This window comes from Actinomyces polynesiensis, from assembly GCF_000820725.1.
GTDB classification, from domain to species: Bacteria; Actinomycetota; Actinomycetes; order Actinomycetales; family Actinomycetaceae; genus Pauljensenia; species Pauljensenia polynesiensis.
On record NZ_CCXH01000206.1, the window covers coordinates 1 to 13,294 of the forward strand.

Annotated in this window: 11 protein-coding genes; 8 read left to right on the forward strand and 3 right to left on the reverse strand. The window is 71.8% G+C overall.

Going from position 1 to position 13,294, the window contains the following annotated elements; translation table 11 throughout:
• The 3 genes from TA90_RS08720 to TA90_RS08730 form a co-directional block, all read left to right on the forward strand.
• Positions 1 to 619: DUF1727 domain-containing protein (locus tag TA90_RS08720; protein ID WP_147513437.1), on the forward strand; the 619-nt coding region annotated here is incomplete at its 5' end.
• Positions 616 to 1,362, forward strand: a complete 747-nt coding sequence (locus TA90_RS08725) for a type 1 glutamine amidotransferase (RefSeq protein WP_043535821.1) — start codon at positions 616 to 618, stop codon at positions 1,360 to 1,362. The genes TA90_RS08720 and TA90_RS08725, both read left to right, overlap by 4 nt.
• A gap of 169 nt (positions 1,363 to 1,531) precedes the next feature.
• Positions 1,532 to 2,389: a hypothetical protein gene (locus tag TA90_RS08730; RefSeq protein WP_043535822.1), complete on the forward strand. Its 858-nt coding sequence runs from the start codon at positions 1,532 to 1,534 to the stop codon at positions 2,387 to 2,389.
• 29 nt (positions 2,390 to 2,418) lie between these two features.
• Here the strand turns inward: TA90_RS08730 and TA90_RS08735 are convergent, their stop codons facing one another.
• Together TA90_RS08735 and TA90_RS08740 are read right to left on the reverse strand one after the other, a co-directional pair.
• On the reverse strand, positions 2,419 to 4,827 hold the full coding sequence (locus TA90_RS08735) for a prolyl oligopeptidase family serine peptidase (RefSeq protein WP_043535823.1): 2,409 nt from the start codon (positions 4,825 to 4,827) through the stop codon (positions 2,419 to 2,421).
• 56 nt (positions 4,828 to 4,883) lie between these two features.
• Positions 4,884 to 5,426 carry a TetR/AcrR family transcriptional regulator gene (locus tag TA90_RS08740; RefSeq protein WP_052450690.1) on the reverse strand — a complete coding sequence of 181 codons (543 nt, stop codon included), beginning with the start codon at positions 5,424 to 5,426 and terminating at the stop codon, positions 4,884 to 4,886.
• A gap of 400 nt (positions 5,427 to 5,826) precedes the next feature.
• On the opposite strand from TA90_RS08740, the gene clpB reads away from it, so the two are divergent.
• The 4 genes from clpB to TA90_RS08760 all read left to right on the forward strand — a co-directional run bounded on the left by clpB (position 5,827) and on the right by TA90_RS08760 (position 11,338).
• Complete coding sequence (gene clpB, locus TA90_RS08745) at positions 5,827 to 8,478, forward strand: ATP-dependent chaperone ClpB (RefSeq protein WP_052450691.1); 2,652 nt, start codon at positions 5,827 to 5,829, stop codon at positions 8,476 to 8,478.
• Between the two features lie 476 nt (positions 8,479 to 8,954).
• Complete coding sequence (locus TA90_RS08750) at positions 8,955 to 9,494, forward strand: RBBP9/YdeN family alpha/beta hydrolase (protein WP_043535824.1); 540 nt, start codon at positions 8,955 to 8,957, stop codon at positions 9,492 to 9,494.
• Between the two features lie 277 nt (positions 9,495 to 9,771).
• Positions 9,772 to 10,512, forward strand: coding sequence for a TetR/AcrR family transcriptional regulator (locus TA90_RS08755; RefSeq protein WP_043535825.1), 741 nt, complete (start codon positions 9,772 to 9,774; stop codon positions 10,510 to 10,512).
• A 16-nt stretch (positions 10,513 to 10,528) separates the two neighbouring features.
• Entirely contained in the window at positions 10,529 to 11,338 is an 810-nt protein-coding gene (locus TA90_RS08760) for a serine hydrolase domain-containing protein (RefSeq protein ID WP_043535826.1), read from the forward strand.
• A 269-nt stretch (positions 11,339 to 11,607) separates the two neighbouring features.
• Here the strand turns inward: TA90_RS08760 and TA90_RS08765 are convergent, their stop codons facing one another.
• Entirely contained in the window at positions 11,608 to 12,420 is an 813-nt protein-coding gene (locus tag TA90_RS08765) for an exodeoxyribonuclease III (protein WP_043535827.1), read from the reverse strand.
• Between the two features lie 101 nt (positions 12,421 to 12,521).
• Here TA90_RS08765 and TA90_RS08770 point away from each other — a divergent pair, with 101 nt between their 5' ends.
• Complete coding sequence (locus tag TA90_RS08770; RefSeq protein WP_043535828.1) at positions 12,522 to 13,292, forward strand: SDR family NAD(P)-dependent oxidoreductase; 771 nt, start codon at positions 12,522 to 12,524, stop codon at positions 13,290 to 13,292.
• Positions 13,293 to 13,294 lie beyond the last annotated feature (2 nt).

The window sequence follows — 13,294 nt, forward strand, 5'->3', positions numbered from 1 at the left end:
CGTCGGCCCCGGGGGGATCCGGGAGGACCTCCACCTGGCGCTGCCCGGCGTGGCCAACCTCGGAAATGCCGCCCAGGCCGTCGCCGCCGCGGTCGCGCTGGGGGTCGACGCGCACGAGGCCGTCACCGCGGTCAGCGGCGTCAGCGAGGTCGCGGGACGCTACTCCCTCCACGAGGTCGATGGGCGACTCGTCCGTGTGATGCTGGCCAAGAACCCGGCGGGCTGGCAGGAGGCCATGACGATGGTCGACCCGGAGGTCGACCAGGTGGTCGTGGCCGTGAACGGTCAGGTCCCCGACGGACAGGACCTCTCCTGGCTGTGGGACGTGGACTTCTCCGCCCTGGAGACGGGCCGTCAGCGCACCGTCGTCGCTTGCGGTGAGCGGGGTGCGGACCTCGCGGTCCGCCTGGAGTACGACGGCCTGCACTGCCGTCGGGTCGACACACCGATGGAAGCCATCGAGCTGTGCCGACCCGGCAAGGTCGAGCTGCTGGCGAACTACACCGCATTCCGCGATCTCAAGCGCGTCCTCGACTCCCGTGGCGGTGCCCGGGGCACGGGCACCGACGAGGGCGGCCCCGTGGACGCGACGACGGACTCCGGCAAGGGGGAGCGATGAGCGACTCGGTCCTGACCATCGGGGTCCTGCTGCCGGAAGTGCTCGGTACCTACGGGGACACCGGCAACGCGTGGATCCTCCGTGAGCGGGCACGCCGACGCGGCATCGAGGCCGAGGTCCACGTCATCGACCTGGACACGCCGATCCCCGAGGGGCTCGACATCTACACGATGGGCGGCGGCGAGGACACCGCCCAGGCACTGGCGGCGGGCAAGTTCGCCAGCGACCCGGGGCTCGTGCGCGCCCTCGACGCCGGGCGCCCCCTGCTCGCCATCTGTGCGTCCCTGCAGGTGCTGGGCCACTGGTACCGCGATGCACGCGGGGAACGCGTGGCCGGGATCGGTGTCCTCGACGTCACCACCGACCCCCAGGGACACCGCACCATCGGCGAGCTCGTCTCCGAGCCCCTGGTGGAGGGGCTCACCGACCTGCTCACCGGGTTCGAGAACCACGGAGGCGGGACGGTCCTGGGTCCGGACGCCGCTCCGCTGGGCCGTGTGCTCGTGGGTACCGGGAACGGCACGCCCGAGGGCGAGGAACCCGCCCCCCTCGCCACCGACGGCGTCGTCCAGGGGTCGGTGGTCGCGACGTACATGCACGGTCCCGCCCTCGCCCGGAATCCCCAGTTGGCCGACCTGCTGCTCTCCCGCGCAGTGGGGCACGACCTGGAGCCCCTCGACGTCCCCGGCGTCCCCGAACTCCGGCAGGAGCGACTCGGGGCCACCGGCGTCCGGCGTCCGTGAACCCTCCCGCCCACCACTGGGGGTGAGGGCCGCTCCGGGGCCGCCCGTCCACACCCGCCTGCCCACCGCCCCGGTGGCGACACCCGTCCCGGAGGGCATCCTCCGTGGGAAGCGCGGGGCACCCGCGGCTAGACTTCAGGCATCAGACGAACCCCTGGAAGGGGCCGAGATGTCAACTCCGAACGACCCGACACCGGACGGCGGTCCGCGCTTCGGTCAGCGCTCACCCGGATGGAAGCCCGAGGATCCCTCGGCGACGCAACCGGGCCAGACCTCCGGCACCCCGTGGCCCCAGTACGGCCAGACCAGTGGCTCGACCCCCTCGGGGTCACCGTGGCCCCAGGCCGGCACCACCGGCGCGCCGAGCGGACCGCAGGGGGGAGCCCAGTACCCCACCGGCCCCGGGTACGGAGCCCAACCGCCCTACCAGCAGGGTCCGGGGGTCCCGTCGGGCCCCTACGGTCCGGGCCCCTCCGCGCCGCTCCAGCCGTTGCCCTCGAGGGCCTGGGCCATCGTCCTGGTCGTGGTGGGGGCGCTCACGGCGACCGTCCTCGCCTTCGGCGTGTTCCTGGCCGTCCTCCTCTCGGGCGCCGGCTTCCAGGACCTCGTCGCCAATGCCGCCTCGGTGACATCGGGATCGACGGTGACGGTCGACCAGTCCGGCTCCTACCTGGTCAGCGCCACCGGCGGTGAGTCGATCAGCTGCACACTGGAGGGCTCCGACGGCACCACCCACGCCCTCGACGAGGCGACGGGCAACTCCTCCGTCGTCCTGGGGATGGGGATCCCGGCGGGTCAGTACACCCTCGACTGCACCGGCGAGGGCACCGGTCAGATGGTGGGGATGACCGGGGTGGATGCCTCCGCGCTCACCGCCGCCGGCGCGCGTTCGCTCGTGTGGGGGACGGTGGTCGGGGTGATCGGCGTGGTGCTGACGATCGTCGGTGTCGTCTGGTTGGTCAGGGTGAACCGTCGGCGCCGCGAGATCCAGCGCGGGCAGTGGAACATGGGGCCCTACCGGGCCTGACCCCGCCGGCGTCGCCCTCGTCGTGCCCCTCAGTCCCCCAGGCGCCTCCGGAGGAACTCCCACACCAGGGCCTGGACGTGTGCGCGTTGCGCATTGTCCGCGGCCCCCGCGTGGCCGCCCTCGGTGTTCTCGAAGTAGAGGACGTCCGCGCGGCCCTCGAGCATGCGCCAGGCCATGGTGCGTGCGTGGGCGGGGTGGACCCGGTCATCGCGCGTGGAGGTCGTGATGAGGACGGGTGGGTGGGACAGCGCGGGGTCGAAGAGGTGGAACGGGCTGAACTCCCTGATCGACTCCCACTGCTCGGGGTCGTCGGGGTCGCCGTACTCGGCCATCCACGACGCCCCGGCCAGGAGGGTGTGGTAGCGGCGCATGTCCAGGAGGGGCACCTGGACGACGGCCGCCCCGAACAGGCCGGGCTCGCGCACGACCATGTTGCCCGTGAGCAGTCCACCGTTGGAGCCGCCCTGGATGCCCAGCCGCGACGGGGTGGTGACCCCGCGCCCGACCAGGTCCTGGGCCACGGCAGCGAAGTCCTCGTAGGCGCGGTGCCTGTGCTCGCGCAGGGCCGCCCGGTGCCAGGCGGGTCCGTACTCCCCGCCACCGCGGATGTTCGCGACGACGTAGGTGCCCCCCTGTTCCAGGAGGGCCCGGCCCACGCCCGGGGCGTAGTGCGGGAGCAGGGAGACCTCGAATCCGCCGTAGCCGTACAGGAGGGTCGGCGCAGTGGGGTTGCCGCCGGGGCGACCGACCTGGAAGTAGGGGATCCGGGTCCCGTCCTGGGAGGTGGCGAAGTGCTGGCTGACCTCCACGCCTGTGGGGTCGAAGAGCTCAGGGGCCCGTCGCACCGACCGGGAAGAGCCCACCGTGCCGGTGGGCGAGAGCTCCAGGAGGGCGAGGGTCGTCGGTGTGGTGAACCCGGAGACGGTCAGCCACAGGCGGTCGTCCTCCAGCGGCGCGACCGCACCCACCGACACCGTGCTGAGCGGGGGCACCTCCGTCCCGCGCAGGTCCAGGTCGCGCAGTGCCCAACCGCCGGTCGGTCCGCCCGCGGACCGGGGGCCCTGCGTCGCGTCGCTCCCGCCGGGAGTGTCCTGCGCGCCGTCGGCACGTGGGGGAACCACGCCGGGGTCACCCTCGGCGGGCTGTCCTCCCGTCCCGCCGGGCTGTCCTCCCGTCCCGCCGGGGTGTGGCGTCCTCCCCGCGCAGTCCAGCGCACCCCCCTCAGTCGACAGGGGCGGGGTCGCCACCCGCAGACGTGAGGTGACATCGCTGAGGAGTGTGAGGACGAGGTGGTGCCGTGTGGCCGTGAAGGTCTCCAGGAAGGTGTGGTCGTCCGGCTCGAAGAGCGCGCTGACCTGACGGGAGCCGCGCAGGAAGTCCTCCAGGTCGAAGGCGAGCAGTGACCCCGCCGCCCACGTCCGGCCCTCCAGTTCCCAGTCCTCGCGCAGCGCCACCAGCAGCCACTCCCGCCAGGCGCCCACGTCGGCGGAGGAGGGGACGTCGATGGCCACCGGGACGGGCGCGTCAGCGCGGCCCACCCCCTCGGTGGGCGCCGGGGTGGATGCGTCAGAGCGGCCCGCCCCCTCGGTGGGTGCCGAGCGGTCGGTGCGCTCCCCGCCCCCGTGGCCTGCCGGCGCGCCGGTCCCGGCGCTGCTCCCCGTCCCGGCCGACAGGGCAGTGACGTCTCGCAGGAGGTAGGTGGTGGAGTGGTGGAAGTCGTGGGCGATCTCGGCCCATGAACGCTCGAAACCGGGGGTGTGGTCGTGGTGGACGCCCACACCCAGGTCCTCGCGGTCCCCGTGCACCACCACGGGCGCGTCAGCCGGGTCCTGCCCGCGCCGCACGAGGCGGACCTGCAGGGGGTACCCGGAGGTGGAGACCGTACCGGGCCCGAAGTCGTTCGCGACCCACACCGAGTCACGGTCGATCCAGGACATCGAGCCCTTCGCCCGTGACCGCGTGAACCCGTCCGTGACCCACGTGCGGGAGGTGATGTCGAACTCGCGGGTGGTGTCGGCGTCGGAGCCCCCCTCGGAGAGGTCGATGAGCGCCCGGTCCCCGTCGGGGTACAGCACGCTGGCCCCGTGCCAGACCCAGGAGTGCCCCTCCGAGGCGGACAGGGCGTCGACGTCCACCAGCACGTCCCAGTCGTCGCCACCGTCGAGGTAGGCGTCGAGGTCCTGTCGACGCCACAACCCGCGCGGGTGGTCGGCATCGGTCCAGAAGTTGTAGGCCCACGTCCCGCGCACCCGGACGAAGGGGATGCGGTCCGGGGAGTCCAGGACCTCGAGGAGGCGGGCCTCCAGGTGCTGCAGGTGGGGTCCGGCCAACTCGGCCTCGGTGGCCGCGTTGCGCTCGCGGACCCAGTCCAGGGCCCGGTCCCCCTCGACCTCGTCGAGCCAGGCGGGGGGAGTGGGCAGCGGGTCCGGGTTCGTCATGGTCACATTGTGCGCGACCGCGTGTGCGTCAGTGTTCCGCGCGGCCACGAGGACCCTCAGGTCAGCATGCGCCGGAGGTGGACGAGGGTGCGCTCGACGGCGGCGCGGCCGAACTTCTCCGTCGAGGGTGACTGCGCCACCCCGTAGAGCATGGCGAGGACCAGGAGGACATCGTTGACCGTGAGGTCCTCGCGGACCACGCCGGCGTCCCGGGAGATCTCCAGGGGTTCGGAGAAGACGGCCTCGGTCCGCTCCCACAGGCGAGCGGCCTGGTCGGAGGCCTGGGCATTGGCATGGATGATGCGGAACATGCCGGGGATCGAGTACTGGTCCCAGGCGATCATCGCGATGACGTCCAGGAGCACCTCGGGGTCCTCGGCGTGGGCGCGGGTGTGGGCCAGGTAGCGGTCGAGACGGGCACCGTAGATGGCGGAGACCAGGGCGATCCGGTTGGGGAAGTGCCGGTAGAGGGTGCCCCGCCCCAGACCGGAGCGGGCGGTGACCAACGCCAGGGGGGCGTCGGGACCGTGCTCGGTGAACACCGCCTCGGCCGCGTCGACGAGGGTCTGCCGGTTGCGGGCGGCATCGGAGCGTGTCATGGCGACATGCTACGGGCGGAGGGCATGGCCGCGACCTCGTTCGGGTCCCCGGGTGGCGGCCCGGTGCGCCGAACGCTCCCTGCCGCCCACACGGCCCCGGGCCGCCCTCGTGGGCGCACCTCCCGTCACCGGTCGCGGCACTCACCGCGGGGCATGCCGGGCCGTCCCGGGCGCAGTGACGACACCCGTGCCCCCCGCATCCCGGGCCCGGTCCTGCGCAGCAGGGGGCGACAATCAAACTTGAGTGGAATACACTCAAGGTTGTGAACGTTGAGATCTGCAGACATCGGGACCAGCGCGGGACAGACCGCGCACTCCCGGTCACTGCACATTTCGCAGCGCCCCTGCGTCGCCCCCTCCCGGGGACCGCGACGCCCCGGCGCCACATCAGGAGGTAGACGTGAACCATCAATTCACGACCAAGTCGCAGGAGGCCATCAGCTCCGCCGTCCAGGCAGCTGGGGCCGCGGGGAATCTCCAGGTGGAACCCGCACACCTGCTCGGGGCACTCCTCGAGCAGGAGGAGGGCATCGCGCTGTCACTGCTGGCAGCGGTCGGTGCCGACCGGAAGGTCGTGGGGACCCGCGTGCGCAACGTGCTGGTCTCCCTGCCCTCCAGCTCGGGATCATCCGTGGCCCAGCCACAGTCGTCCCGCTCCCTCATGAACGTCCTCAACGAGGCGGGGAGGCGCGCCGACGAGGGCGGGGACAAGTTCGTCTCCACGGAGCACCTGCTCATCGCACTGGCGGACTCCGACACCGAGGCGGGCCACATCCTCACCGAGGCCGGCGCCACGCCCGACAAGCTGGTCGCAGCCCTGAAGGAGCTGCGTCCCGAGCCGGTCACCTCGGCCGACCCGGAGGGTTCCTTCGAGGCACTCAAGAAGTACGGCCGTGACCTCACCGAGGTGGCGCGGGAGGGCAAGCTCGACCCCGTCATCGGCCGTGACACCGAGATCCGCCGTGTCATCCAGGTCCTGTCCCGGCGCACCAAGAACAACCCCGTGCTGATCGGTGAGCCCGGCGTCGGCAAGACCGCAGTGGTCGAGGGCCTCGCCCAGCGCATCGTCGCCGGCGACGTGCCCGACTCCCTGCGCGACAAGTTGCTCATCGCCCTCGACATCACGTCGATGGTGGCCGGGGCCAAGTACCGCGGCGACTTCGAGGAACGCCTCAAGGGCGTGCTCAACGAGATCAAGCGGTCCGAGGGCCAGGTCATCACCTTCATCGACGAGCTCCACACCGTCGTCGGTGCGGGCTCCGCCGAGGGGTCCATGGACGCGGGCAACATGCTCAAGCCCATGCTGGCCCGCGGTGAGCTGCGCCTGGTGGGCGCGACCACCCGGGACGAGTACCGCGAGAACATCGAGAAGGACCCTGCCCTGGAGCGTCGTTTCCAGCAGGTCTTCGTCGGTGAGCCCTCCGTGGAGGACACCATCGCGATCCTGCGTGGCATCGCACCCAAGTACGAGGCCCACCACAAGGTCACGATCTCCGACGGTGCGCTGGTCGCAGCCGCCACGCTGTCCGACCGCTACATCACCGGGCGCCAGCTGCCCGACAAGGCCATCGACCTGATCGACGAGGCCGCGTCACGTCTGCGCATGGAGCTGGACTCCAGCCCTGTCGAGATCGACGAGTTGCGCCGCCAGGTCGACCGCCTGCGCATGGAGGAGTCCTACCTCCAGGAGTCCGACCCCGACGCCACCGACGAGGCGACCCAGGACCGCCTGGCCCGCCTGAGGAGCGACCTGGCCGACAAGCAGGAGTCGCTGACGGCACTCACCAGTCGCTGGGAGGCCGAGAAGGCCGGCCACAACAAGGTCGGTGACCTGCGCGTCCAGCTCGACGAGCTGCGCACGCAATTGGACCTGGCGGTCCGCGAGAACCGCTGGGAGGAGGCCGGACGTCTCCAGAACGGTGAGATCCCCGCGATCGAGCGTCAGATCGCGGAGGCGGAGGCCGCAGCCGACGAGACCGACGAGGACGGCAACGCCCCCGAGCCCATGATCGCCGAGAAGGTCGGGGCCGAGGAGATCGCCGAGGTCGTCGAGGCCTGGACGGGCATCCCCACCGGGCGCCTGCTGCAGGGCGAGACCGAGAAGCTCCTCCACATGGAGGAGGTCATCGGCAAGCGACTCATCGGGCAGAAATCCGCCGTCCACGCGGTCGCCGACGCCGTGCGCCGCTCGCGTGCGGGCATCTCCGACCCCGACCGGCCCACCGGTTCGTTCCTCTTCCTGGGACCCACCGGCGTCGGCAAGACGGAGTTGGCGAAGTCCCTGGCGGAGTTCCTCTTCGACGACGAGCACGCCATGGTCCGCATCGACATGTCCGAGTACTCCGAGAAGCACTCGGTCGCCCGTCTGGTCGGCGCGCCCCCGGGGTACGTCGGCTACGAGGAGGGCGGCCAGCTGACCGAGGCCGTGCGGCGGCGCCCCTACAGCGTCGTCCTGCTCGACGAGGTCGAGAAGGCGGACCCGGAGATCTTCAACATCCTCCTCCAGGTCCTCGACGACGGCCGCCTGACCGACGGCCAGGGCCGTACCGTCGACTTCCGCAACACGATCCTCATCCTGACGTCCAACCTCGGGTCCCAGTACCTGGTGGACCAGACGCTGGACGCGGACGCGAAGCGGGAGGCCGTGATGGCGGAGGTGCGCCGGGCCTTCAAGCCCGAGTTCCTCAACCGTCTCGACGAGACCCTGATCTTCGACCCGCTGTCCCAGGACGACCTGGCGCGGATCGTGGACCTGCAGGTCGAGGACATGGCCCGCAGGCTCGCCTCGCGCCGCATCACCCTGGACGTCTCCGAGCCCGCCAAGGGTTGGCTGACCAGGGTCGGGTACGACCCCGCCTACGGTGCACGTCCGTTGCGTCGGACCGTCCAGCGCGAGATCGGTGACCGTCTGGCGACGCTGCTCCTCTCGGGTGACGTCGAGGACGGCGACCGGGTGCGCGTGGACGTGTCGGAGGACCTCAGTGGTCTCACCGTCACCTCCGGCGCGGTCGCCGACCTTCCCTCCGAGGAGGACGCCGACCGGGACTGGTGACCCGGCTGCTTGGGGCAGTTCGGAGGATCCGTCCGGACCACCTGTGGCTCCGCCCTCGTGCGTGACGAGGGCGGGGCCACTGCCGTCCTCGCGGGGCTTCCCGTTCCCGCACGTCTGCCGAGCGCGTGGCCAGGACCTATCCGCACGGGACCTGCCCGCCCGGAACCTGCCTGCACGGAAGGTGCCCACGGGGAGCTCGCCCGCCCGGAACCTGCCCAGCCGCGGCTGCGCTCCTGACCCTGTCAGTACCGTTGTCAGCACCGTCGATCCCGACACCGTCGCTGACGCGGACTCCATCGCTGGTCCCGGGTCCACTGCGACGCCACCGGTCCACAGGAGTCCTGTCACCTGACTCCGCTGGCCGGACCGGTGGACCCGGCTGTCCACGGCGGTGTGAGACTGGCGTGCGGGTCCGGTGCACATCCGCACCGGTGCCCGCCCGACCTCGACACCTGCACCACCGGCTGGAGGGAAGCATGCACGTCGTCACCGTCCCCGGCTATGGCGGCTCCGGACCCGAGCACTGGCAGACCGCGTGGGAGGAGGCGCATCCCTCCCTCGTCCGCTTCGCGCCTGCGTCCTGGAGCGAGCCGGATCCCACCGACTGGTCGGCGGCCCTCGACCGTGCCGTGGCCGACGGACCAGCCGTCCTCGTCGCCCACAGTCTCGGATGCCTGGCCGCGGCCGATTTCGCCCGGCGTCACCCCATGCGCATCCGGGCGGTGTTCCTCGTGGCCGTGCCGGACCCGGGCGTGCCGGCCTTCCCTCCAGCGGCGCGTTCATTCGGCGCCCGTCCGCTCGGCGGGGAACTGGGTGTGCCCGCCCTCGTCGTCGCCAGCGAGGACGATCCCTTCTGCAGCTCGGAACGTTCCACGGACATCGCCCGGGCCTGGGAGGCGGGATGGGTGTCGGTGGGGAACCTCGGACACATCAACTCCGACTCCGACCTGGGGGAGTGGCCGGCCGGGTGGGACCTGTTCACGGCCTTCGCGGCCGGCCTCGGGGAGCGCGTCTGACACCGGGCGGGTGTCTGCTGCGGATGGTCCAACCCTGGGGATTGGGTGCTCTTCGGCCGGACAGCCGGGTGCCCGTCGGTCACGCAGCCGGACGCCCCACGGCACCCAGTCGGGTGGCTCCGGCACGTGAGCGGGTGCCTGCTGGGAGGGCAGATCGGTACCTCGGCACGCGGGTGGCTGCACGGGCGGTCGTCGGCGACCCCCGGGCCGTGGGAGAATGGTGGACGCGGGCCGCAGGTGCCGCCCGTGAGGTGAGTTTCAGCAAGGGAGGCCGAGGATGCCCGCGGAACGCAGGACACGTGGCTCCTACTCCGCCGGCCTCGCCACGCGCGAGTCGATCCTCGAGACGTCCATGCGGCTCATCGCGGACTCCGGGTACCACGGGTTCTCGTTGAGGGACGTCGGCCGGTCCGTGGGGATCTCACACCCCGCGGTCATCTACCACTTCCCCTCCAAGGAGGCCCTGCTCCTCGCCGTCGTCCAGCGCTACGAACGCGAGTTCGGCCTGCTCGACATCGACATCGACGAGGACACCGGCGCCATCATCGAGAAGGGCATCCGTCCCGACTCCGTCGCGGAACTCGCGCTCGCCATGATGCGCCTGGCCAAGCACCCCGATGCGCGCACGATCATGGCCCTGGACTGTGTGCTCGGTGTGGAGGCGGCCTCGCCCACCCACCCCGCCCACGACCACTTCGCCTATCGCTTCGAGGCACTCCACTCCTTCCTCGAGACCGAGATGGAACGGCTCCTGTCGGCGGGCACCGTCAACTTCGACCTCACGCCCACCGCCATGGCCTGTGCACTGATCCGCGACTGGTACGGCATGGCCGTGCATGCCCGCTACCTGAGCGGGGAGGAGGCCGAACGCCACACGATCGCCGGGTTCCTCGCGGCCAGCAGCCGCACCCTGGAACTACGCCCGGAGGTCGTGCTCACCCTCGCCGCCTCGATCCCGGAGGACCTGGCTGACGTCTTCGCGCGTTCCCTCAAGATCTACCGGGACATGCACGCATGAGGGCCGGCGGACGCCCGTGACGGCCACGGACCTCTACCCCGTCCCCTTCGAGCACTCCCTCGCGGTCCTCGCCCGCGGGGAGGTCCTCCACCGCGAGGGCGACACCCAGCGGCCCTTCCCCCTCGCCTCGGTCACCAAGGTCCTCGTCACCCGGGCGGCTCTGGTCGCGGTGGACCGGGGCATGCTCTCCCTGGACGACCCGCTCGGGCCGCCGGGCTCCACGGTGCGCCACCTGATGTGCCACGCCTCGGGCCTGGCCATGGACTCCGACACGGTGCTCGCCCACCCCGGTGCACGGCGCATCTACTCCAACCGGGGCATCGAGGTCCTGGCCGCCGGGCTCGAGGAGGCCACTGCCACTCCCGTGCGCAGGTGGGTGGAGGAGGTGCTCCTCGAGCCGCTCGGCATGGAGGTGACCGATGTGCCCGGGTCCGCCGCGCACTCGGGTGTCTCCGACGTCGAGGGCCTCCTCGTCCTCGCGGACGAGCTCCTGCACCCCCGTCTCGTGTCCCCGGCACTGGACCACGAGGCCACCTCCCCAGTGTTCCCCGACCTGGTCGGGGTGGTCCCGGGCTACGGCCGCCAGACGCCGTGCCCGTGGGGCCTGGGTGTCGAGATCCGGGGCCACAAGCACCCCCACTGGACCGCTCCCGGTGCCTCGCCGGAGACCTTCGGGCACTTCGGTGTGTCGGGCTCCTTCATCTGGGTGGACCGCGCGCGCGACGCGGCAGCCGTGTTCCTCGGTACCGAGCCCTTCGGGCCCTGGCACCAGGAGCACTGGGCGGCACTCAACCAGGAGATCCTCGACCGCCTCGTCGACCCCTGACCCCGCCGAGGTCCGCTCACTTCTCACGTTGAGGTCCGCTCACTTCTGGGCACGAGGTCCGTCCCCTCCCGCCCGGCATCCGGCGGCGCGAACTGTCGGTGCGCCCCTGTGAGCGCGCCCCTGTCCGTGTACCCACGCGGCTGTGCGCTGCCCGGCCGCCCTCGCCGATGCGGGCACAGCCGCCGACGTGGGCCCCGGCCGCACCCGGCAGGCCCGCCCAGCCCCCTGACGAGCCGCCCGGCCCCCCTGACGAGCCGCACCCCCCGTGCTCAGTCGATGTCCACCACGACCGGCACGTGGTCGGAGGCGCCCTTGCCCTTGCGTTCGTTCCTGTCGATGGAGGCACCGGTGACCTCGGGCGCGAGCGCCGGTGAGGCGCAGACGTAGTCGATGCGCATGCCTTCGTTGCGGGGGAAGCGCAGTTGCTGGTAGTCCCAGTACGTGTAGTTGGTGACGCGCGGGCGGGTGACCTCCACCCAGCCGTCCTCGGCGAAGGCGTCGAAGGCGGCGCGCTCGGGCGGGGAGACGTGCGTCTTGCCCGCGAAGAACCCCATGTCCCACACGTCGGCGTCGGTCGGGGCCACGTTCCAGTCGCCCACGAGGACGATGCGGGCCTCGGGGTCCGCCTCCAGCCACCCCTTCGCGTCGGCCCGCAGCTCCGCCAGCCACTCGAGCTTGTACCGGTAGTGCGGGTCGTCCAGGGTGCGCCCGTTGGGGATGTAGAGGCTCCACACCGTGAGGTCCCGTGGCGTCCCACCCGTCGACGAGGGCGGCTGCGCGACCGTCACGCCGAGCGCCCTCGCCTCCACCACACCCGGATCCCCCCAGGTCGGCTGGTCGGGGAACCCCCGCTGGACGTCCGAGATGGGCAGTCGGGACGCGACGGCCACCCCGTTCCACTGGTTGAGCCCGTGCACCGCCACCTGGTAACCGGCGACCTCGAAGGGGGCAGTGGGGAACTGGTCGGGCCGGCACTTGATCTCCTGCATGGCCAGGACGTCGGTGTCCGAGCGCTCCAGGAAGGCGACGACCCGGTCGACACGGGTGCGGATGGAGTTGACGTTCCAGGTGGCGATCCTCATGCGCCCAGCCTACGGTCCCGCCTCCAGGTCCACCGCCCCGGGGACCGGGCCCCACCACTGCGGGCAGGGCCGTGGTCGTGCGGACTCACTACGATGACCCCATGGGCACAGCACTGGTGACGGGCGCGACCTCGGGACTCGGCGAGGAGTTCTGCTGGCAGCTCGCTGCCGCGGGCCACGACTTGGTGGTCGTGGCCCGGACCCAGGACCGTCTCGAGGAACTGGCCACCCGCCTGCACCAGATCGCCGGCATCGGGGTGGAGGTCCTCCGCGCCGACCTGTCGGACCCCGCCGACGTCGCCCTCGTCGCCCGGAGGTTGTCGGAGCCCGGCGACTCGGACGCACCGGTCGGCCTGCTGGTCAACAACGCCGGGTACGGCCTGGGTCGTCCCTTCCTGGAGGACGACCTCGACGCCGAGCTCGGTGCACTGGACGTCATGGTCCGGGCCGTCATGGTGCTCTCCCACGCGGCCGCACGCTCCATGGTCGCCCGCGGACGGGGAGCCGTCCTCAACGTCGGGTCCGTCGCCGCCGACACGGGGATGGGCACCTACTCCGCCCACAAGGCCTGGGTGCGCACCTTCACCGAGGGGCTGAGCGAGGAACTTCGCGGCAGTGGGGTCACCGCCACCCTCGTGAGCCCGGGACTGACGCACACGCACTTCCACGAGGCCGCCGGCCTGGACGTGTCCGCGACCCCCGGGTGGGTCTGGTCCACTCCCGAGCAGGTGGTGACCGCCGCCCTGGACGCGGTCCGGCACGGTCGGGTCCTGGTGACGCCCACGCCCCTGTACAAGGTGACCTCCGTGGTCACGCGCCTCGCCCCGCGCGCCGCCGTGCGTGCCGTGGTGCGGCGCATCCCCCACTCCTGAGT

Bases quoted from the DNA above. Each gene is read 5' to 3' on its own strand.
- TA90_RS08725 (WP_043535821.1), top strand. From the start codon at position 616: ATGAGCGACTCGGTCCTGACCATCGGGGTCCTGCTGCCGGAAGTGCTC.
- TA90_RS08730 (WP_043535822.1), top strand. From the start codon at position 1,532: ATGTCAACTCCGAACGACCCGACACCGGACGGCGGTCCGCGCTTCGGT.
- TA90_RS08735 (WP_043535823.1), bottom strand. From the start codon at position 4,827: ATGACGAACCCGGACCCGCTGCCCACTCCCCCCGCCTGGCTCGACGAG.
- TA90_RS08740 (WP_052450690.1), bottom strand. From the start codon at position 5,426: ATGACACGCTCCGATGCCGCCCGCAACCGGCAGACCCTCGTCGACGCG.
- TA90_RS08750 (WP_043535824.1), top strand. From the start codon at position 8,955: ATGCACGTCGTCACCGTCCCCGGCTATGGCGGCTCCGGACCCGAGCAC.
- TA90_RS08755 (WP_043535825.1), top strand. From the start codon at position 9,772: ATGCCCGCGGAACGCAGGACACGTGGCTCCTACTCCGCCGGCCTCGCC.
- TA90_RS08765 (WP_043535827.1), bottom strand. From the start codon at position 12,420: ATGAGGATCGCCACCTGGAACGTCAACTCCATCCGCACCCGTGTCGAC.
- TA90_RS08770 (WP_043535828.1), top strand. From the start codon at position 12,522: ATGGGCACAGCACTGGTGACGGGCGCGACCTCGGGACTCGGCGAGGAG.